Genomic DNA, 21,157 nt, shown 5'->3' with positions numbered 1-21,157 from the left:
TGACACGCGAAACAGGTGAAAGGCTGTGCTTCATCGGTGGTTCGGCCGCCGATGAAACGGCCGAACCATCAGCCACCCGTGGCGGCGTAGTTCTTCGAATCCTTTCAGAGATGATCCGCGTCGATCACAGCCTGCGTGAACGCCTGCGGTGCTTCTTCCGGCAAGTTATGACCGATGCCGCCGGTAATCAGCCGAAACTGATACTTGCCGGTGAATTGCTTAGCATAGGCCTCCGGCTGCGGATGCGGAGCGCCGTTGGCGTCGCCTTCCATAGTGATCGTGGGCACGGAAATCTTCGGAGCTTGGGCCAACCGTTTCTCAATGCTGGCGTATTTCGCCTCGCCATTGGCCAGATCCAACCGCCAGCGATAGTTGTGAATCGTGATGGCGACGTGATCCGGGTTCTCAAACGCCGCCGCGCTGCGTTCGTAAGTGGTGTCGTCGAAGTTCCACTTCGGCGAAGCGAGCTGCCAGATCAACTTGGCGAAGTCGTGGTGGTTTTTCTCGTAACCGACGCGGCCACGCTCGGTGGTGAAGTAATACTGATACCACCACTGATATTCCGCTTTCGGGGGCAACGGATTCTTGCCGGAATCCTGACTGCCAATAAGGTAACCGCTCACGCTCACCAACGCTTTCACGCGCTCCGGCCACAATGCCGCGACTATGTCGGCCGAGCGTGCGCCCCAATCGAATCCACCGAATACCGCGCGCTTGATGTGCAGCGCGTCCATGAAGGCGATCACATCCTCCGCCAGCGCCGCGGGTTCGGCATTTCGCATCGTGCTGTCGGAAAGGAAACGGGTTTCGCCGTAGCCGCGCGCATACGGAACCAGCACGCGATAGCCTTTCGCCGCCAGCGCAGGCGCGACATCCTGATAGCTGTGGATGTCGTAGGGCCATCCATGCAGAAGAATCACGACCGGGCCGTCGGCCGGGCCCATCTCAGCGTAAGCGACGTCCAGTACACCGGCATGGATATGCTTTAGCGGACCCCAGGGATCACGCGATGCAGACGCCGGCATCGCCGCCTGGGCGGACTGCGGTTGTGCAGATTGCGCATGTGCAATGTTCAATGTGCCGCCCTGGGCGGCCAGGATCGCCACGACGGCTGCACCCAGAAAAGTGCTGCCACTGCGTTTCATCTTCTTGAGCATGGGTTTCTCCTATGAGTAAACGATTCTGATCGATGGGCGAAGGGTCGTTCGACCTGCATAGGAAACCAAGAAGAGGTGTCTCGAATATGTCTCGAGCCCCAAGAGAAAGTACCGCAATGTGTCACGGTGGTGGCCGGATACATTTCGGTACAAAAGCCTTTTCCGGGATAACTTCAAAGCGCCATCCGGGAGTGCAAACGGATACCGGATGGCGTTGAAGTGGGCGTGTTTTGAATAGTCCGGAGCAGTCCAATGAAGTTTATGACGCGCCACAAAAGCGCTGACTACTCATCGTCGACGAGGCAAGACCTATGGCTCGCAGGAACTGGCCGCCATGGGTCGAAGCAGGCAGGCTGTTATGGCAATCACTGCCTTGATTGCAGCATCTCTGCCATGCGTTGCTGGATGAGATTAATCGCCTTCAGCGGCCTGATCATGACCTTGAATTCGACAATGTGTCCGGTGTCATCCCACTTGATGAGATCGACGCCATTGACGAGTATTCCATCAATGTCCGTCTCGAACTCAAGCATCGCGTCCGACGGACCCACAATCTCGCGCACATAGCGGAAGGTCGGATTGAAGAACACGGTGAACGCTGCACTCAGATACGCAGCAGCCAGCGCCTTGCCACGTTGCGGCGCGTGGACGACTGGCGAGTAGAAAACCGCATCGTGCGCGAGCAAAGCGTCAAGGCCGGAGGAGTCTTGCGTGCGAACCAAACGATGCCAGGTCTCAAGCGCGTGTTCGTTCATGTCGTGTCTCCCATTACTTCTACAGACATACGCAAGTTGTACTAAAAACGAACACCTTCGCTATTGAGGAATTCCAACAAGGAGCTGCCCTGATTCTATCAATGTACCGAAGACGACTTCGCCGATTCATTCCTTAATCCAACGATGTGAATCGAACTTACCGTCGGGACACTTTCAACGGGTAAATCAAAGTAGATCGCTATAGTGCTCAGTCTGCCCGCAAAATATTCGGCATGAACTTCCTGAGCGGTAGAACCGATTTGATGAAAGCCCAGGGACGACAGATCGGCCTCGACCTTTGAGAGCTGTAGACCACCCGACGAGTCGACGCAGGAAAAATCCACAACAGACGTCGACCCATGCCAATCGACGGAGCGCCCTTGGAGAACCTGCCATGAGTACGTGATATGGCCAGCCCCATACGAGGTTGGCACTTCCAGAACTTCAACGCGGATTGATAGTGGTGTCGTCGCATTGCCTTCATAGGTAGCAATCGTATCCCCGGGTGCAACATCGACCACGTGTTGCATCTTGATGTTTGCTAACTTTTCCACGTCTGGAACCGTAACGTAACTGCCTTTCGCAATGAGAGGCAAAAGACCTTGCCACATATCTCCCAGGCAGGATTTTGGCAATTTAGGCGGGGAGCTTTTAGGCGAGGATGCGACAGTCTGAGCGGCGAAACCATTCGTCGTAGTCAGCATGGTTGCGAAAAGCAAAAGTAGCGAATTCATGCGTCCTTTTTTGACCAAACACCTCCGTCTATCTAGGCGAACTGTATATGCGCCCCGGGGATGGGCGCTGGCATATCGCGCGTGAAAATATCCCAAGCCACTCACCTTAAGAGTAGCCACTAAATCGAGCGGTTCATCTCATCAAATCCGGCCACTAGCGCATCCAGTAGATGACGTACGGCAGAAACCATACCTCGTCGGGAAGGAAAGATCGCATGCACAAGTCCCGGCGTCGTAGCGAAATCGGCAAGAAGCTGTCGTAACCGACCAGCCTTGATATCTGCATCGACAAATTCCCGTGGCAGTAACGCAACGCCTGTGCCTTGTATCGCCGCAACGCGCAAGCTATCCAAGTCATCCGTCGCCAGTCGCGGTTGATGGGCCCACGATGTCGCCATGCCTTTGCTGTCCACCAAGTGCCAGACGAATCGTTCGCTGTTGCTGGACATGGCGAGGGTGGGCCAGTCGCGTAAGGATTCGATGGAAGTCGGCGCAGGATGGCGTGCGATCAATGCCGGGCTGGCAACCAGAATCTGCGCCGATACGCCGAGCTGCCGGAACGCGAGGTCGGTGTTTTCCAGTGGCGGGACTCTGACGCGAATAGCGAAGTCGAGGCCTTCTTCAATCACATCGACGCGGCGATTGGTGGCGTCGAGAAGTACCTGCACGTTTGGGTTGTCCTGCACATAGCGGGCGATGATGGCGGCGACGCCGGAGCTGAGCAGCGCAACCGGGCAGCTCATGCGGACGGTGCCCTGCGGTGTGGTTCGCGTTTGATCGACGATGTCTTTGGCGGCGACCGATTCGGCGACGACGGCGGCGCAATGTTGGTAGAACTGTCGGCCGGTTTCGGTGAGCGAGAGCGTTCGGCTGGTTCGATTGAGCAGGCGCACGCCAAGTTCTTCTTCCAGCGTGCGAATGCGCCGGCTGAGCTTCGACGTCTGCACGCCAAGGCTGCGCGCCGCCGCCGTAAAGCTCCCGTGCTCGACGACTTCCGCGAAAAGCCGCAGGTTGTTGAGGTCCGTGATCGGGTTCATCGGCAGGCCCTGATGCGTGCCTATCGTTCTACCAGCAGCAATGATCCTTTGCAAACTAGGAGATATGCCTAGGATCGTTGCTTATTTAGCATTCTCTCCAGGCCCACATCACCGCCGAATCTGGCGACCTGATGGGGAGCCATCCCACGCCGGGATGGCGGGCTGGAGGGCATCAAGATGCTTACGCACCGCCGCCGGGAATCCTTGAGCAACGCCGACTTCGGCTGGTTGCGCGCGAAGCATCACATCACGGTGTTCGATGGCGGCAATCCGGACCACGAACCCGTCGGGAATCTGATGGTGTGGAACGACGACGAAATCGCTGTTGGCGGCGGGTTCCCGTTTCATGGCCATCAGGACATGGAAATCATCACCTACGTCCGGCAGGGCGTGCTCGGTCACCGAGACACGCTGGGATCGGATGGGTTGATTCATGCCGGCGACGTGCAGGTGATGAGTGCCGGCACCGGCATACGTCACGCCGAGTTCAACAAGGGCGACGTGCCGCTGAAGCTTTACCAGATCTGGTTGCAGCCGCGCACGGTTGGCGGCGCGCCGCAGTGGAACACGAGACAGTTTCCGAAAGCCGATCGCTCTGGCCGCTTTGTCGTGCTTGCCAGCGGTTTTCCCGATGACGAAGGCGCGCTTCCTGTCCGCGCCGATGCACGCGTGCTTGCCGCCACGTTGAAGGCGAGCGAACAGATCCATCACGTGTTGGCGCCGTCGCATTCGGCCTATCTCGTGGTGGCATCGGGACGCGTCGCCGTGAATGGCGAGCCTATGAATGCTTACGACGGCGTTGCGATCACGCATGCAACGAACGTCGAGATCGTTGCGTTTGAAGATTCCGAGCTGGTGATGGTGGACGCCGGCTGAGCCCTTTTCTTCGTCTCCACCTCAGTTATTTCATCTAGACAATCTTGTCAGGAGGTTTTTATGGAACGCTACAAATTTCTTCCGTTACTGGGTCGCGTCTTGCTGGGTCTGCCATTCCTCATGAGTGGTCTGGGCAAACTGGGCGCTTACGCGGCGACTGTGGGTTACATCGCATCCGTCGGTCTGCCCGCGCCGCCGCTCGCCTTCATCACGTCAGTGGTTATTGAGATTGGTGGCAGTCTGCTGTTGTTGTCGGGTTTTCGCACTCGCTTTGCATCCGTGGTGTTGGGGGTGTTCTCCATTGCTACGGCCGTTTTCTTCCACCACAACTTTGCCGATCAGAACCAGATGATTCACTTCCTTAAGGACGTGATGATCACCGGCGGCCTTCTGCAGATCGCTTACTTCGGCGCAGGTGCGTTCAGCGTGGACAACCGCATCGCACACACAGGCACGGGCAAGGTGTCCGTCAGCAATGCTTGAAAGTGCGGGTGCATCGAGGCGGTTGCTTGCCCACCAGGGTAGGTAACCGCCTCGTTTTTATGGCTTCAAAAAATGGCCAAAATTAGAGACGGTGACGAGCCGCACGTGAGGTCGAACAGGAGTACGCTGTAGCGAGTACCGCCAAAGGAAATGGTCATGACAAGTGTTTCCGGCAAGACAAAAAATGGATTTACCTACGAAGGCGATTACGAACACGCAAACTCCGATCGCGTCACCTGGACTGCGACATACAGGCAAAGCGGTCATTTCTACGGAATGCGGCATGGGCGTATCGATCAACTCATGGGTGTTTCCATTTCAGACGTCGACGATGCCGTAAAAGACGATATTGAAGCGACGTGGACGCAACCCAGGTAAACAGTGCGATCGCTGCAACAGGGGCTTGCAAAACGAAGGCTGGAACGACTTCTTGAACCGTGCGTCGCCGACGTCACGAGACTTCTCGTCCACTCGCCAAGGCGCGAGCATTTCTTCGACGGGATTTGCCTGAGTGGTGAGCGCTGCGGCACCTCTCGCCCCGCCCAAATCAGGCGTTAAACACCGATTATCGGCCCAAAGCGATTCTATGCGGCCCCATGTTCAGCGGGACATGCGACCTTTGCGGTCTATCGCTTTACGCATTAAGTGCGGTATTAATCTTGGCGCCGCTAGGGGGCATTTTGCTGGCGCAGCGGCCGGGGGGATTGCCGGTCGGCGCCATATACGTCGTTGCCAAAAGCCAAGTAAGGCAAAAAGGGGGCATGGGTAATGAGGATGTTGCGTTTTTGCGTCGCGGGTATCGTCGCGTTGTTGCTTTCAAGCCACGCGTGGGCTGACGGTTGCCATTTGGCGGATTACGGCACGCTACCGGTAGAAATGATCGACGGACAACCCACGACGGTCGTGAAGATCAACGGCACGGATACGCGTTTTATACTCGATACCGGCGCCTTCTTTAACATGATGTCGCGCGCCGACGCAGCGTCGCTCGGACTTAAGCTAAGACCGCTTCCCGATGATGTACGTATTGGCGGTATCGGCGGCGATACCAGGGCGCAATACACGACCGTCAAACAATTCGGCATTCTTGGTACGACAATTGGCAATGTCGACTTTATCGTCGGCGGTAGCGACACAGGATACGGATTGATCGGCGCCAATCTGCTTGATTTCGCCGATCTGGAAATCGATCTGGCGCATGGAAAACTGACGCTATTCAAGCCAGATCATTGCAAAAAAGCGTCAATGGCGTACTGGGTGAAAGACGGTAATTACGAAGTCGCCGATATCGAATCATCCGATCAAGGATCCGATCGCCAAACCGCTCTGGCCGTAACGATCAACGGCAAGAAGCTGCGCGCCATTCTGGATACGGGTGCATCTATGACTCTCTTGAGCCGCGATGCTGCCGAACGAATCGGCATCGATCTGAAAGGACCGCAGGCAAAGCCTGGTTTGAGTAGCATGGGCATAGGTTCAAAGGCGCTGAAAGCGTGGACAGTAAACATCGACTCCTTCTCGGTCGGCACGGAAACCATTCAGCACAGCCAGATGGTCGTACTGGATGGGGATATCGGAGGGAGCCATGTCGACATGCTGCTTGGTGCGGACTTTATTCTTGCCCACCACATGTTCATCGCAAACAGTCAGGACAAAGTTTATTTCACCTATAACGGCGGACGCGTTTTTTCATTAGCCAAAGCCCCTGCCGATAGCGACAGTGCGAGCACCAGCGGCAAAGAAGCGCCGCTTCAGAATGCTGCCGATTACGCGCTGCGCGGCGAAGCGCATCTATCTCGAGGCGAGCCCAACGCAGCCGTCGCGGATTTGGACGAAGCGATTCGCATGGCGCCCGACCAGCCTGGGTACTATCTTGCGCGCGCACGTGCGCATATCGCCGAAAAACAGCTCGATGCCGCGTCGGCCGATCTGGACAAGTCCGTCAGTCTCGATCCGAAGAACATCGATGCGTTGTTATTGCGTGCCAATGTGCGGTTCTCGCACAAAGACATTTCGGGAGCGACGGCAGACGTCAACGCCGCAAGTGTATTGGCCCCCGCGGGATCTTCGCAGACTCGTTCGATTGCCAGCTTTTACATCGCACTCGATCAGCCGGCGGCAGCATTGCCCTTGCTCGACGCGTGGATTCACGTACACAACAATGACGTTCAACTCGGCGCCGCACTCAACGAACGTTGCTGGGCACGCAGTTTGAGCAACCAAATGCTCGACGACGCCTTGAGCGACTGCCGCAAAGCCATCCGGCGCGACGGCGAAAATCCCGCATACCTGGACAGCCTAGGCATGGTGCAGCTACGCCTGGGCCACTATCCCGAATCGATTAGCGCTTACGAGCAGGCTCTTCCCAACAACAAGGGCTCGGTTTGGTCGCACTACGGTCTTGGTTTGGCAAAAATCCGTAGCGGTCAGAAGGACGCCGGTAATGCCGATCTCGCTGCGGCGCGGGCGATCAATCCGGATATCGATGCACGCGCTGCGAAATTTGGTTTGACGACAGCGGGTCCGTGAAGCGGCTGTTTGCGCGTTTCTATTCAGATGGTGATGTCTGCTTTCGACCCAGGCCGGTCATGCCATGGCCGCTCTGACGTGAAGCGAAAACGTTTCGGATAATTTCCTACTTCAATTACCTTTCGGATGAGGCCTCATGGACGCGAGCAAGACGAATCGTTTTTGGCATGCTGCATCCGTCGTGCTAGGGATGGCGTGCATTCCGTTCGTTGCCATTTGGTTTTGGCATAACCTGGCGATGGTTCACGAGCCGCTTCACCCCGTGCCGCCCGATCACATCATTCCCATGCAGGTCGGCCGCCATGGCAACTACACCGCTTATGTTACGCCACTGCAAAATAAGCTCTGGAGTCCATGGATAATATTCACCGGTGCAGGCGTGGGGATTGCTTTCTCCATCGCGCTTACTCTGGCGAATAGAGGGCGGATACGTGTGCTCGCTCGCGTGCAAATGATCGCTACGAAAGACGGTGGCCGCTCAGAACCCGTGGTGAGCGGATATCGATCAATCAGTACCTTTCATGGAGCCCGTGGTCTGGTGTCATGTAGCAGTCAGTTTGAATTGGAAGAAAATCGATGGGTATACCCGGGTGATAACACGGAGGTCATCGTTTCATTCATGAACGGAACGGAGATCGCCGACGTTATTCAAGCCGGCCGAAAGTGGACCATTCACGAGCGCGGAAAACTCGTCGGCTACGGTGAAGTGATCACACTCCTGACAATGGAGACCTTCGACGCAAGTCCGCGTGGTTGGTAACGCCGCAAAAACGAAATTGCATGCGTTGCCGTTATCTCTGGCGTAGTGAGGAGCAAGGATGATCGAGACGGGGACCAGTCTTGGTATCGATGAGCTGCATACTTACTGGGCCTGCCAATGTGCGCCAGGAACTGCTTCGCCGCTACCGCAGGATGTCGTGAAGACGTTGCTCGCTGGTTTGCGTCTCAACGTGCTGGAAACCCTGCGCTATTTGCATCAGGAGAAACCGAGTTACGCGCAATTCGAAGCCTGGGTGTCGGAGCGCAATGGCGGCGAACTGAAAGACGTCTCGTTGCATCGCTTGCGTCGTGCACTAGGAGGCGAGACCGTCGGCGCCGAAGTCGGCAATCTCGAGCATATCGAAGGTCTGACCGCGGATGACCTTGCGCATTGGCACGAGCACGGCTACGTCATCCTGCGTAACGCGATCAGCGCGAAAGCAGCGGAAACGGCAGAGATGGCCATCTACGATTTTCTGGGAATGGACCGCGACGACCCGGCGTCCTGGTATCGCGAATCGCTGGGCCATTCCATCTGGGTACCGCTGCTGCGGCATCCGGCGCTGGCGGCCAATCGTCGCGCGCCGCGTATTCATAAGGCCCATGCCCAACTGTGGAGGCGCGAGGATCTTTGGGTAACTGTCGACCAAGGTGGATTCAATCCGCCGGAGCGCGAAAACTGGCCATTTCCCGGACCGCATTTGCACTGGGACGCCACGCTTGCCGAACCACACTGCTTTGATGCTCAAGGCATCCTGTATCTCGCCGACGTCGATGAAGACCAGGGAGCATTCAGCTGTGTGCCGGGCTTTCATCGCACGCTGAAGCAGTGGCTGAAAAGCGTTCCCGCAGGCGTGAAAGTGCACGATCATGCGCGGCGCAGCTTGACGATGAAGCCGATTGCCGCAAAGCGCGGCGACATGATTATCTGGCATCACCTGCTACCGCACGGCAGCAGCCCGAACCATGCGCAGCGACCACGCGTCGTGCAATATATGTCGCTGCGGCCCACGCGCTTTGCCTATACCGAGGAATGGAAGTCTTGAAGGCGGTAGCTTCGCTAGACGCCACCCAAAGCGGACTTAAGCGGGCACAGATCCTGTCGCCGACCTTTTCCTAATCACTTACGCATTCTTTCGGTGTCCACGTTGTCAACGGGGCGTTCTCATCAGTACAGTGGGGTTACGCTGAACTCAAGGAGGGGGGGAGATGCGCCGGTACCTATTTGTGATTTTGAGCCTGTTGACGATGACGGCTCACGGGCAATCGATTTACAAATGCAAACAGCACGATGGGACCACGGCCTATCAGGACAGTCCATGTCCTGGGGCGCCGAATGCTGCGCCCATGACGGTGGCCAGTCCAGACGCCGCCATGCCAGTGGCCCGCTCATACGGAAACACGTCATCGCCTGGCACGGCCAGTGGCCGGTTGACTCCGGAGCAGGTAAGAGCATCAATCGATGAATCTCTACGGACGCATCACGTCGACTACGCGACGGCGCTTGCCAAGCGATATGGGCAGATGGACTACTTATCGCAACGCGAAATCCAAGGCCCATCCGCTCCAATCGGCTCAACCCCATCGCAGGGCGCGGCCCAGGCACAAGGTGCCGATCTGTCGCCCGAACAACGTGAGCAGCTGAAACAAAAGTTGGAAGTGTTGCAAGCCGCCTTGCAGACGATGGCCGCGAAAAATGCCACTCCTGCACCAGCAGGCGTATCGCCCGATGCCCATCAGGTGCCTTGGGCCATGGTATTCATCACCAATGCCGACGGATCATTTTCCCCGCGTGGCCCCATCCGTTACAGCGGTGTCTCGTATAACGGACCTGATTCGAAGTTCACGCATCAGGCGCTTTTCGGCGGTGTCGATCTCACTTCGATGCAGGGGCATGACGTGTGGGCCCATTTTGAAGGCCGCGTTCTTGTCATCGACAAGTTTCAATAACGGTTTCGGGTGAATGTGTACGAAGGCCTCGGGCGATCCCGGGGCCTTTTTCTTTCCTAATATTCGTAAGCGCGAGTCAATGCTGTGGCCTTTTGCCTCAATCGCGGGAAAATTCGCGGGGCGCTGTCGATTCCCGAAAATCCCGTTCGTCGTTCCAATGCGGGGCCGATAGCCCCGGGAATCTTGAAGACGAATAAGTCGCGCCAACGGGAGAAATCATCATCGACACGACATCGCTATCGGAATATTTCGTCCTTTCCCGCGGGCAGTGGGACAAAGACAAATCGCCCGAGGAAATACAGCAGGCGATTGACGACTTCTACGTCTGGCACGATCGACTGGTCGGCGAAGGAGTCATGAAAACAGGACAGCGGCTCGCACGCGAGGCAAAAGTTGTTTCAAGCGGCGGCGTGCTGGACGGGCCATTTGCCGAAGGTAAAGAGGTTATCGGTGGCTACTGGTTCTTCCTGGCGGGCAGCCTTGCCGAAGCGGCAGCGCTTGCCGCGCAGAATCCTTGCCTTGCTTGCGGTTTGTCATACGAAGTTCGGCCCGTTGAAAAGGAACGGGCCAGCGCATTCAAGTTGAGCAGTGAAACGCCCAACAGTCTTGTCGAAAGAGAGTGACTCACGGCGAAAGTCATGGCGTGTAGCCGCGCGGTCTCAGCCAAATTTGACAAGGTTGTGGATGGATAGCGGGCCGCCAGGGATTTCCGTCAAGCGACCCCCTGCAACGAGTGGTCCCACATCGATGCCGAAGAAACCCAGCGATTCAATGAGCAACGCCACTTCGCGTTTGGCTTGTGCATCGTCGCCAGCGAAGAACAACGCCCGCTGGCCGCCTTCCGCGTGAGGATCGTTCGATACCCACAGCGCCGGCAGATGATTGAACGCCTTTACGACGCGCGCACCCGGAACCAGATCAGCGAACACTTCACTCGACGTACGTCCCTTCAAATCCGCGGCCTGGAATGTGGGCGGCTCGATAGGGTTGTTGGCGTCGATAACAATGCGGCCACGCAAATCCAGTCCGGTCAATGCGTCGCTCAATTTCGACCAGTTCACCGCAACGAGAACGATGTCGGCCTTCGCGGCTTCCTCGCGTGACACGGCTCGAATGGACGGACCCAGTTCACGGGTTAATGCATGCAAGGACGCCGGTCCGCGGCTGTTGGCGATGACGGCGGGGATGCCCTGTCGGGCAAGTGCCCGGGCGAACGCGGAGCCGATCTGGCCAGCCCCGATAATGCCGATGCTGCGAGAGCCAGAATGGTCAGAATGAGACGTGGAAGTAGCGGTATTCATGAGGAAATCTCCAAAAGGCGCGATTGCCATGGCGCCACTATGGAATTTCACATCCTCTACCGGTAGTCTCAAATCATTGAAATCATTTTCAACTTAAATTTGAAGGTGATCATGGAAACGCTCGCCAACCTGGAGGCCTTTGTTCGAAGTGCCGAGTTGGGCGGCTTTTCCGCGGCGGCCCGGTACATCGGACTGACGCCGGCGGCGATCAGTCGCAACGTTGCACTGCTGGAACGAAACCTCGGCGTGCGTTTGTTTCATCGCAATACGCGCAAACTCATCCTGACCGAAGCGGGCGAGCGCCTGCTTCTATCCATTCGCGGCAATCTGGATGCGCTGCAGTCTGCGATGACCGAAGCAAGCGCCGGCCAGGAAGCGCCCGCCGGAACGTTGAAGGTGAGCGTTCCCATGTCGTTCGGGACGCGCTATCTGCTTCCTCTGTTGCCCGCGTTTCTGCATCGCTATCCCGACGTGAAAATCGATTGGCAGTTCGATAGCCGCCAGGTCGATCTCATCGCCGATGGATTCGATGCCGCCGTGGGTGGCGGTTTCGAGCTTTCGCCGGGTGTGGTGTCGCGTGCGTTGGCGCCAGCGCATATCGTCGCTGTCGCATCGCCGTCCTATCTGAAGGGAAAAAAGAAACTCGCCTCGCCGGAGGATCTCGGCGAATGCACAGGCATCGTGATGCGTTGGGGTACCACCGGCCGCATCCGCACGTGGACCATGCGCAATGCACGCGGCGATGAAACTCCCGCACCGCTCAAGGCGGATGTGATCCTCAATGATCCAGGTGTCATGACCGAGGCGGCCGTGCAGGGCTTAGGCGTGGCCATGCTCGCCATGCCCGATGTTCTGCCGCATCTCGAAAGCGGTGCGTTGATACGACTGCTGCCACGTTGGTATGTCGATGCCGGATCGATTTCGATCTATTACTCCTCGCGCATGTCGCTACCGGTCAAGACGCGCGTGTTTATCGATCATGTCGTGGCGGAGTTTGAACGGCAACGCTACGCCGAGCGCTTCGCGGGAAGCTTGGGCTAAGTACTTTCTGACAATGTGCTGCGCTTTTGCGATACCGGCTTGCGTGGACGTCAAGCCGTTTCCCAATGCTCGCCAGCGAGCACGACGCGGTTACGCCCTGCAGTCTTGGCTACATACAGTGCGGCATCGGCACGCCGGATCACGTCGAAACCGCTGTGGTCTTGCGGCCGTAGCCAGGTGACGCCAATCGAGCACGTCACGTCCAGATCCACGCCGTCGCCCGCAAACGGGCTCTGCGCAATGTATTGGCGTAGTGCTTCGAAGGGCGCGGGATCTTCGGGCGTTGCGCCAGGTATGACGATCAGGATTTCCTCGCCACCGTAGCGGCCCAACGCGGCACCCTTCGGCAGCGCGTCGCGCAAGCGCGTGGCGGATTCGATCAACACTGCGTCACCTGCCAGATGACCATAGTGATCGTTGATGCGCTTGAAGTTGTCGAGGTCGATCAGCGCTACGGCCAGCGGCTGTTGGTGTTCCTGCGCGGTCGTCATCGTTGCGGCCAGAATTTCCAGTATGCGGGAGCGATTTGGCAAACCGGTCAGCGAGTCGTGCGTGGCCTGTTGCCACATCGCGGCGCGTGCTTCTTCCAAGGCTTGTTTGTCCACTTCCAATTCGTGTGTGCGCAATGCCACCAGGCGTTCGAGTGCGCGAGCACGCTTACGCAGATGTCGCGTGCGTAGTTGACCTGCCATCACGATGCCAAATACGAACAACAGCAGGCCAGCAAGTACTGCCGGTGTTCGCTGCCACCACGGTGGCACGATACGCAGTGGCAATTGCACAACAGGTGAAAGTTCGCGGCTATCCGGGTCATAGACCGCCACTTCAAAAACGTAGTCACCGGATGGCAGCGGAGGATAATCGACCTGTGGCCGATCCGAGTTCACCCAATCGCGCTCAAGCCCATGTAGCCGATAGCGATATTGCAAATTGCTGCGTGTCGGCGCGCCGAGTGTGGCAAGACGCAGTGTCAGCGGCTGTTCGGGTGTGTAGTCGAAACGATAGGAAGACGCCGGGGCTTGCGCGACACCGCCCTGGCTTAATTCGGTGACGACCACCTCCAGCGGGTTGACCGGGACTAGCGCATCCGGATGCAGGATGTGGGAGACGCCGTTGCTGGTGCCGATCCAAATCGTGCCATCGTTGTCTTCGAAGAACGCGTTCTCGCCGATGTCTTCCCAGATCAATCCATCGTCCTGCGTCAGGCGGCGCCAGCGTTGACCGTTGAAGAGTTCCACGCCATCGGTGCCCCCGATCCACAGCCAGCCGCGATGATCGTGACGGATAAAATAAATGCGCGTGTCATCGAGCAGTTTGTCGGCGAGGTGTTGCATCGATATCGCGTCACCGGCGTTTACGCGGCCATGCCATAGACCGGCAAAATTGCCGGACAAGTAGATATCTCCGTTAGATAGCACATCGAGGTGCGTGAAATTCTGGTTGGAAGGTGCGCCGGTGATACGAATACGCGCCCACTGGCCGTGATCGAAACGGAACAAGCCCGCCTCACCGGCGAACCACAGCCGACCTCGCTCGTCTTCCTTTGCATCGGTCAACACACTATCGGGAACTACGTGTTCGCCAGCGCGTTGCAAGGTGCGTCCGTCGTAGACGTAAAGTCCACGCTCGGTGCAAAGCCATGCCAGCCCATGGCTATCGACCAGCATGTTGTGAATGTAAGCGGGTGATTGCGCGACTTGTTCGGTGCTGCCCAGGTGAGCGCTATAACGCAACAACTCGCCCGAATAATACGCAGCCAGCATGTCGCCATTGGGCAGCGCGCTCAATGCCGTGGTCTCTTGAGCCAGCGGCGGCGCTTTCAACGGCCACGGCGTAAGCCGCGATGCGCCGGGCGCAAGAACGCTGCCGCCCAACTCATCGCCGATCCACAATGCACCATTTGCGGCGCGCGCGATCGCCCAGCTCGGACTGCTGTCCAAACCTTGTGCGGCCTGCCAGCCGTGCATCTGACCATAGCCGCGCCATTGCAATACGCCGCGGCCGTAAGTCCCGATCCACAGCACATGGGTGTGGTCGTACAGCAGCGCATCGATACCGATATCCGGCAGTCCGTTGCTGGTGTCGAAGACGTGCCAGTTCTGACCACCCCAGCGAGCGAGGCCGTTATTGGCTCGAGTAAGCACACGCCCTTGATCGTCTTCGACCATGTCCAGATAGGCCGTCACTACGCGGGCGCCCTGCAGATCATGGCTCACGAACACAGTGCTGCCAGGCGATAGCGCGCGGATGTAGCGGGGGCTGCGCGCCCAGAGCGTGCCATCGCGCGTGCGGAGGTAGGACGTCCACGTATCTGCGGGGATACCTTCACCTTCCCGCCAGACATGCAGCTTGTCGCCAACCAGCTGACACAGCGATTTGTTGCAGCCGAACCAAAGCGTGCGGCCGTCGGCGAACGCACTGGTGACATCCATCAGTTCCGGCGTGCTTTGCATGGCTGCTGCGTCGAAGCGTGGGCGCGTGCGCCATTGCGTTCCCGTGCGTTCGATCAGCCACAGCCGATGCTGGCTCACCGCGTACAAACGGCCGTCCAAATCGGTAAGCGTTGCGCCCGGGTCGATCGATAGCGGGGGTGACTGCGCATCAACGGCTGCAAAGCGCTGGCCATCGCCCACGTAAAGCCCGGTCGGTGTTCCCACCCACAGGCGACCTTCCGAGTCCTGATGCATGGCGGCGATAAAGTTGCCACGCAGACCGCTGGCTGGATCGATGCGCTGAAAGACGTGGCCGTCATAGCGGAACAGTCCGTTTTCCGTGCAGGTGTATACGAAGCCGCGGCGGTCCTGCAGCAGACAGTTGTCTTCCAGACTGCTCAGACCCTGGGATTGAGTGAAGGTCGCAAGGCTGATGGCTTGGCCATGGGCGTGCGTCGCCACGCCCAGCATGGCGAACCATGCGACGATAGCTGCACCTATTTCACGCAGACAGCGCCGAGTCCGTAATGACCCGCGCATCATGCGACCTGATCCTGCTTTCAACGCCCCCAAGCCCCCGTTCCACGCTCTCCCATCGAGCATCCCTTCTGGCAGATCCGCGCACGTTGCTCAGACCCAAGCCGAACCATACCGCAGGTTAGCGTTTCAACGCCGATCCTTCACGCCAGCCACCTCCGAGTGATGAACCGGGCATCTATGCTTGTTTATCGGCAGATATGGCTTCGCATTAAGTTACGTGATGGGCGTGCGCTATCCACCGTAGAATCAACCACAGACCCGCCAAAGCTCGAACCCGATGCGTTACTTGTCACTTCTACTTCTCGGTCCCTGGCTCATCGTCCTGGCGTGGGCTTATTGGGCAACGGGAAAGACGTTTCGTGTGAACTGGCAGCGCAAGGCCTATGACATGGTGATCGTCGTCGTTGCTTTAGTTGCCGCACTCGCAAGCGCGTTATTGGCTTACGACGACATCGCGATTCAAAGTGCCGGAAACTTCGGGCGAGAAAGCGGAGGCATCTGGAAGCAGGTCATGCCGGCTCTCTACGGTTACGGTGCTTTCGCCGCTGTAATGGTGGTGGGAATAGCGGTGCGAATCTTTCTTCGAAGACGCAAGCAAAATGTCATCGCACCGAACAAAGTTTGAAGCAAGCCACCTATTGCGGGACTCTTGGTGATTAGCACCAAGTAAAGATGAAGCTGCGTCGGACCGCGGATGGAAGGACGCTCATGGTCCAGATGCAGCCGGTGTTGGAAGCGTTGCCCGAGGGATCGATTCCGCCTTGAATTGAAGCGGTATTGGCGAGCATGACGCTTCCCGCTTTCGATGCAAAACGGGTGCACGGGCAGTCGGCAATACAAATCCATTGTGTTCCAGGCCAAATGCCCTATTCAGCGACGTCATCGCTGTTGTTAGCATGGCCTATTCAAAGGGCAATTACAGAGCATGTTTATGCGCCAGCTTTTGCTTCGCCAGGGTATGGTGTTGCCGCTACTTGGAATGCTTATACCGATGATGGCCGGTTTATTTGCGCCGGGATATTCGTCGATTCAGCAGCACATGAGCGAACTGGAACTCTTGTCTCCAGAAATATCGTTGGCTTGCCGCCTGGGCGCCATCATCAGTGGCCTGTCCATTGTTGGATTTGCTGTAGCCGTAATTTTATCCCCGCGCCCGCGCATGCCATTTACAGCTGTGACCGCAGCAATTTTTGGCCTAAGCATGGTTTCAAACGGCATATTCACAATGGGTAGCCCTTTGCACGGCATGTACGCAATCGGTCTATCGATCATTGTTGTTCCGGCTTTTTTCGCCGCAGAATTAAATAGAAAAAATCATGTTTCACTCATTGCGAGCTGTCTTGCCCTGATTTACATGTGGGCACTGATGACAGGAATGGATCCAAAACCGATTCATGGCCTGACGCAACGTATCGCTACCATCCCGATGTTTGGATGGTTTAACTACGCGAGTTTCATTCTGATACGAGAACAGACATCTCGTGTTTCTGTAGGCGGCGCGTTGAACTCGGCAAAAGCTTAATTTTTGCGTCTATTCCAGGCACCGTGATGTGGGCGAAATCGAAAGACGTCCTGCTTCCGAATCAAAACGGAAGTTAGGCCTACTTTTTCACAGAAAAAGAGAAGGCCCCTTACGGAGCCTTCAGTGGCGCTACGAACGCTTAGTTCGAGGCAGTCTCTACATGCTTCGCGGCTTGTTCGATCAGCGCCGCGACGACTTTCGGGTTCGACACATAGATCGCGTGGCTGCCTTTGGTGTTCATGACCGTCGCGTTTGCACGCTTGGCCATGGCACGTTGTGCTTCCACCGGAATCATGTGATCGCCATCGACGACGAGATAGAAGCTCGGTTTGGATTTCCATGCTGGCGTTGAGATCGTTCCGGCGAGTGCTGCGACATTCCACGGCACCTGCGAGTCAGCCATGAATTGCGCTTTCTTCGGCGGCAGATCGCCGGCAAATGCCGCGGCGAACTTGGCGTTGTCCAACATCAACCAGCCGTTGTCCGGCGGCAGGATCGGTGGAACCGGCGCGCCGGGAACGGGGTGCGAGATCAAGGCCTGTACGGATTCGCCGGCATCCGGCGCAAACGCCGTGATGTACACGAGCGCCTTGACGTTGTCGGCATTGCCCGCTTCGGTGATGACTGCGCCGCCGTAGGAGTGACCCACCAGCACGACCGGGCCGCTCTGTTTGTCGAGCACGCGACGCGTAAAGGCGACGTCATCGGCCAACGAGCTGGTCGGATTCTGGACAATGCTGACGTCATAGCCATCGTGTTTGAGGATGTCGTAGACGCTCTCCCAACCCGAGCCGTCTACGAAGCCTCCGTGGACCAACACAACCGAAGGACGTGCACCGGCGGCATGAGCCCCGCCAGTCGTCAAGATCGCGCCGGCGACCATGCCAGCCACTAGATACTTACTCAGATTCATAGATGAAGCTCCTACGGCGCGATAAGTTGCATGCGGTCAACGGCGCCGTTTCGCTGTCCGCATCGGCCCATGAGAGCTGCCGTGTCAGTGCTCGGGGGAGTGGGGCATCGGGACGTGCGGGCAAAACCGTGCATCCCGGAGCGGTTGAGTGGGACTAGCTTGCGGTGCCGGGGCGTTCGTCTTGCATCGGTCAAATGTCCGATGCCGGGGACTGGGGCGATCCTCATAGACTTTTCAGTTCCGTCTTATGGGCCTATAAGCTGCTTTGAATGAGCACAACTTCCGAAGTGCCTCTCTTCGATGCGATTCGAGCCATTGCCTTTGTTGGCGATCTGGCGATGGGTCAGCCGACCGATCATTCCTGGCGCACGGCGTGGATCGCCAGCCGGCTCGCACAAAAAAGTGAGCGGTATGAAGATCTGTGTACCGAAACGTTCCTCGTTGCGTTACTGCGATGGTCCGGATGCACGGCGAACGCGCACGAGTTCGCGCAAACATTTGGCGATGACGTGGCCCAGCGCAAGTCGCTGCTGGCTATGCAATCTCCCGAGACCGGTTTCAAGTCCGGGACACACGCGCAAGGTGCGGCCTTCTTCTCGTTATCGAAAATCCATTGCGAAATCGCCGGCGACATCGCAGGTCTTCTCGGTCTCAGCAAAGAAGTGCAGTTCGCATTGCGACATCTTTTTGAGAGCTTCGATGGCAGCGGTGCGCCGGAAGGTCTCTCCGGAAGCGCCGTTCCATCGTCCGTCTACTTCGCATGCATCGCGAGCGATCTGGAAATTTTCAATCGTCTGTATGGCTTGGAGCGTGCCTGTGAATTGGTGCGTCAACGAGCCGGCAAACAGTATCCGGGACACATGGTCGAATCGGCCGTCACACAGGCGCCATCATGGTTTCTCCAACTCGAAAACGTAAAAATGACAGACGATGTCGACGGCGTCTGCAACGATGGATTTGAACAAACGGCGCCGCTGGAAATCCTCGCCGACGTTATCGACCTGAAGATGCCGTGGATGACAGGGCATTCCCGATTGGCGGCGGCCTTTGCAAAAACCGCGGCCCAGCAACTTGGCTTGGCCAAGTCCACGCAAGATCGCCTGTATCGCGCGGGGCTTATTCACGGCATTGGCAGGGCAGCGGTGCCGAACATGATTTGGGATATGCCATGTGCGCTGCCCGAGTCCGCCTGGGAGCGTGTGCGCCTGGTGCCATATTGGACCGGCCGCACCGGCAGACTTCTTCGTTCGCTTGAAAACGAAGTTAATCTCGCGTCACTGGCGTATGAGCGGTCAGACGGTTCGGGCTATTACCGGGGACTGACGGCGGATGACATTCCGCTCGAAGCGCGCGTGTTGGCGGCGGCGGTTGCCAAGGCTGCGCTTTCCCGACCGCGGCCCTGGCGTGGTGCGCTGACATCGGATGAAGTGCGGCAGCTCATGGGTGAAGAGTCGCGAAAGGGGCGCTTGTGCACTATTGCTGTCGGAGCGCTGTTTCCTTTGGATGCAGGACGACTTTCATTTCAACCTCATCCGGTGAGCACCAACACCAATCTCCTTACCGAGCGCGAAAAGGATGTGCTGCGTTGCATAAGCCTGGGCGCAAGCAACAAGGCTGTCGCACTCAAACTATCGATCAGTCCCAGTACCGTTCGGACACATGTCGAAAGCGTCTTCCGGAAGCTTGGGTGCACAACGCGTGCGGCGGCGACGTTGAAAGCCGTGCAGCTCGGACTTCTTGACTCGGTGGAATTCCAATAAGCATCTGGCGTGGCACGTCACTGCAACGCTACGACGTTCCCTGTTCTCAGCTTAAACCTTTCGCAAGCCTCCACAGAACGGCAATTGCTAATGCGTGAGCGCCTTCCCTGGCGCTGCGCGTATTCGCACGTCGGCAACCGCTCGCTTACGCGCCACCAAAGATTGCGAGTGCCTGCTCGTTAAAGCCGTTGACGAAGCCGTGCTCGTTCGGGCCAACGTTGTTGCGGAATGGCTTAGCGCCATCGACAAGGATCTCATCCGCATCGGTGCCTAGCACCGCCATCGTTTCGCTAATGAACTGATCCAGCGGCATGGCTTGCTCGGCTTCCTGGCTGTTCATGAGTTCCGTGCGCACCCACGGCGGGGCAATCTCAAGGACGCGAACGTTAGTGTTACGCAGCATGAAGCGCTGCGACAATACATAGGAATGAAGCGCAGCCTTGGTCGAGGAATAGATACCGGTTACGGCCAGGGGTACGAAAGCAAGTACCGAACTTGTATACGCCACTACCGCGTGTTTCTTGCCCTTCAAATGCTCGATCAGTGCCGATGTCATGCGGATCGGGCCCAGCACGTTCGTTGCCATCGTCGATGTCAACAACGCGTCGTCGATCTTTCCGGCAACGCTATCCGGTTGCATGATGCCTGCGTTGTTGATGAGCACATTGAGTTCGGGATAGTCGGCGATCAACTTTGCCGCAACGCTCTCGATGTTGGCCGGATCGGTAATGTCCAGTTCGACCGCTTCCATACCGGGATTGGCCGCAATCACCGCATTGAGATGACTGCGCCGGCGGCCGGCGATGATGACCTTGTTGCCGAGCTTGTGCAGCGCTTCGGCCAGTCCGCGGCCGATACCCGAACCACCGCCGGTAATGAAGATAGTGTTGCCAGTGAGTTTCATGAGCGTTCTCCTAGGATGAGATCAAGAGGGAAAGCGATTGCCGAACATCGGCAATCCGCTTTTGGATTCGGTTTGCGTGGCTTCGTCTTGCAACACATCCCAGTGCTCGGCGAGCTTGCCGTTTTCGATACGCACGACATCCGCGGCGATCCATGCGGCCGGGCGCCCGTGACCGGAGAACCGTCCATGCACGATGACGTAATCGCCTTCGGCCATGATCAAGCCGTGCTCGTAACGCAAGCTGCTGGGAATACTGCGAATCAAATTGAACAAACCATCGCGGCCCGGTTCGATGTGTGCGCTGTGCTGGATGTACGTGTCGGACCAGAAACGCTCGGCGGCTGCGTAGTCGCGCTTGTTGAACAGCGTGTCGAACGCCTCGATGACAAGAGCCTTGTTCTGTTCGGGCGATGTCTTTGACATGGTCGTTTCCTCTTCGATGGCTGATGGCTCAGGTGACGGGG

General features: G+C 57.5%; 21 protein-coding genes. 12 read left to right on the top strand and 9 right to left on the bottom strand.

Annotated elements, in window-relative coordinates:
- Window positions 1-104: 104 nt before the first annotated feature.
- The 4 genes from EKH79_RS12290 to EKH79_RS12275 all read right to left on the bottom strand — a co-directional run bounded on the left by EKH79_RS12290 (window position 105) and on the right by EKH79_RS12275 (window position 3,683).
- A complete protein-coding gene (locus EKH79_RS12290; RefSeq protein ID WP_199754284.1) occupies window positions 105-1,157 on the bottom strand; it encodes an alpha/beta fold hydrolase in 1,053 nt (350 codons plus the stop codon).
- Window positions 1,158-1,522: 365 nt separating this feature from the next.
- Window positions 1,523-1,912, bottom strand: a complete 390-nt coding sequence (locus EKH79_RS12285) for a nuclear transport factor 2 family protein (RefSeq protein ID WP_126674118.1) — start codon at window positions 1,910-1,912, stop codon at window positions 1,523-1,525.
- Window positions 1,913-2,010: 98 nt separating this feature from the next.
- Entirely contained in the window at window positions 2,011-2,646 is a 636-nt protein-coding gene (locus tag EKH79_RS12280) for a hypothetical protein (RefSeq protein ID WP_126674117.1), read from the bottom strand.
- 119 nt (window positions 2,647-2,765) lie between these two features.
- Window positions 2,766-3,683, bottom strand: coding sequence for a LysR family transcriptional regulator (locus tag EKH79_RS12275; RefSeq protein ID WP_126674116.1), 918 nt, complete (start codon window positions 3,681-3,683; stop codon window positions 2,766-2,768).
- 177 nt (window positions 3,684-3,860) lie between these two features.
- Here EKH79_RS12275 and EKH79_RS12270 point away from each other — a divergent pair, with 177 nt between their 5' ends.
- From EKH79_RS12270 to EKH79_RS12235, 8 genes are all read left to right on the top strand, one after another.
- Window positions 3,861-4,559 carry a pirin family protein gene (locus tag EKH79_RS12270; RefSeq protein ID WP_126674115.1) on the top strand — a complete coding sequence of 233 codons (699 nt, stop codon included), beginning with the start codon at window positions 3,861-3,863 and terminating at the stop codon, window positions 4,557-4,559.
- A 60-nt stretch (window positions 4,560-4,619) separates the two neighbouring features.
- Window positions 4,620-5,042 (top strand): DoxX family protein, encoded by a 423-nt coding sequence (locus EKH79_RS12265; protein WP_126674114.1) that lies wholly within the window; start codon window positions 4,620-4,622, stop codon window positions 5,040-5,042.
- A gap of 156 nt (window positions 5,043-5,198) precedes the next feature.
- Complete coding sequence (locus tag EKH79_RS12260) at window positions 5,199-5,420, top strand: TonB-dependent receptor (RefSeq protein ID WP_126674113.1); 222 nt, start codon at window positions 5,199-5,201, stop codon at window positions 5,418-5,420.
- Between the two features lie 396 nt (window positions 5,421-5,816).
- Window positions 5,817-7,571, top strand: coding sequence for an aspartyl protease family protein (locus tag EKH79_RS12255; protein WP_126674112.1), 1,755 nt, complete (start codon window positions 5,817-5,819; stop codon window positions 7,569-7,571).
- A gap of 136 nt (window positions 7,572-7,707) precedes the next feature.
- Window positions 7,708-8,331: an EF-Tu C-terminal domain-related protein gene (locus tag EKH79_RS12250; RefSeq protein WP_126674111.1), complete on the top strand. Its 624-nt coding sequence runs from the start codon at window positions 7,708-7,710 to the stop codon at window positions 8,329-8,331.
- 58 nt (window positions 8,332-8,389) lie between these two features.
- Complete coding sequence (locus EKH79_RS12245; protein WP_126674110.1) at window positions 8,390-9,376, top strand: phytanoyl-CoA dioxygenase family protein; 987 nt, start codon at window positions 8,390-8,392, stop codon at window positions 9,374-9,376.
- Window positions 9,377-9,539: 163 nt separating this feature from the next.
- The gene (locus EKH79_RS12240) at window positions 9,540-10,280 is read left to right on the top strand and encodes a DUF4124 domain-containing protein (RefSeq protein ID WP_126674109.1); all 741 of its coding nucleotides are present in this window, start codon (window positions 9,540-9,542) and stop codon (window positions 10,278-10,280) included.
- 215 nt (window positions 10,281-10,495) lie between these two features.
- Entirely contained in the window at window positions 10,496-10,903 is a 408-nt protein-coding gene (locus EKH79_RS12235) for a YciI family protein (RefSeq protein WP_325050613.1), read from the top strand.
- Window positions 10,904-10,939: 36 nt separating this feature from the next.
- Here EKH79_RS12235 and EKH79_RS12230 read toward each other — a convergent pair whose 3' ends face one another.
- Entirely contained in the window at window positions 10,940-11,581 is a 642-nt protein-coding gene (locus EKH79_RS12230) for an NADPH-dependent F420 reductase (RefSeq protein ID WP_126674107.1), read from the bottom strand.
- 111 nt (window positions 11,582-11,692) lie between these two features.
- On the opposite strand from EKH79_RS12230, the gene EKH79_RS12225 reads away from it, so the two are divergent.
- Complete coding sequence (locus tag EKH79_RS12225; protein ID WP_126674106.1) at window positions 11,693-12,622, top strand: LysR family transcriptional regulator; 930 nt, start codon at window positions 11,693-11,695, stop codon at window positions 12,620-12,622.
- Window positions 12,623-12,672: 50 nt separating this feature from the next.
- On the opposite strand, the gene EKH79_RS12220 is transcribed toward EKH79_RS12225, so the two are convergent.
- A complete protein-coding gene (locus EKH79_RS12220; protein ID WP_158621240.1) occupies window positions 12,673-15,597 on the bottom strand; it encodes a ligand-binding sensor domain-containing diguanylate cyclase in 2,925 nt (974 codons plus the stop codon).
- 358 nt (window positions 15,598-15,955) lie between these two features.
- Here EKH79_RS12220 and EKH79_RS12215 point away from each other — a divergent pair, with 358 nt between their 5' ends.
- Both EKH79_RS12215 and EKH79_RS12210 read left to right on the top strand, forming a co-directional pair.
- Window positions 15,956-16,219 carry a hypothetical protein gene (locus EKH79_RS12215; protein WP_126674104.1) on the top strand — a complete coding sequence of 88 codons (264 nt, stop codon included), beginning with the start codon at window positions 15,956-15,958 and terminating at the stop codon, window positions 16,217-16,219.
- A gap of 306 nt (window positions 16,220-16,525) precedes the next feature.
- Complete coding sequence (locus EKH79_RS12210; RefSeq protein ID WP_158621239.1) at window positions 16,526-17,116, top strand: DUF998 domain-containing protein; 591 nt, start codon at window positions 16,526-16,528, stop codon at window positions 17,114-17,116.
- A gap of 139 nt (window positions 17,117-17,255) precedes the next feature.
- Here the strand turns inward: EKH79_RS12210 and EKH79_RS12205 are convergent, their stop codons facing one another.
- The gene (locus EKH79_RS12205; RefSeq protein ID WP_199754278.1) at window positions 17,256-18,029 is read right to left on the bottom strand and encodes an alpha/beta fold hydrolase; all 774 of its coding nucleotides are present in this window, start codon (window positions 18,027-18,029) and stop codon (window positions 17,256-17,258) included.
- 269 nt (window positions 18,030-18,298) lie between these two features.
- On the opposite strand from EKH79_RS12205, the gene EKH79_RS12200 reads away from it, so the two are divergent.
- Window positions 18,299-19,789, top strand: a complete 1,491-nt coding sequence (locus EKH79_RS12200) for an HD domain-containing phosphohydrolase (RefSeq protein WP_126674102.1) — start codon at window positions 18,299-18,301, stop codon at window positions 19,787-19,789.
- 145 nt (window positions 19,790-19,934) lie between these two features.
- Here the strand turns inward: EKH79_RS12200 and EKH79_RS12195 are convergent, their stop codons facing one another.
- A complete protein-coding gene (locus EKH79_RS12195; protein ID WP_126674101.1) occupies window positions 19,935-20,693 on the bottom strand; it encodes an SDR family oxidoreductase in 759 nt (252 codons plus the stop codon).
- A 21-nt stretch (window positions 20,694-20,714) separates the two neighbouring features.
- A complete protein-coding gene (locus tag EKH79_RS12190) occupies window positions 20,715-21,116 on the bottom strand; it encodes a nuclear transport factor 2 family protein (RefSeq protein WP_126674100.1) in 402 nt (133 codons plus the stop codon).
- Window positions 21,117-21,157: the final 41 nt, after the last annotated feature.

The organism is Dyella dinghuensis (assembly GCF_003977615.1).
Taxonomy (GTDB): domain Bacteria; phylum Pseudomonadota; class Gammaproteobacteria; order Xanthomonadales; family Rhodanobacteraceae; genus Dyella_B; species Dyella_B dinghuensis.
Note: the sequence above shows the minus strand (reverse complement) of the source record. Positions and strands in the feature narration are given on the sequence as shown.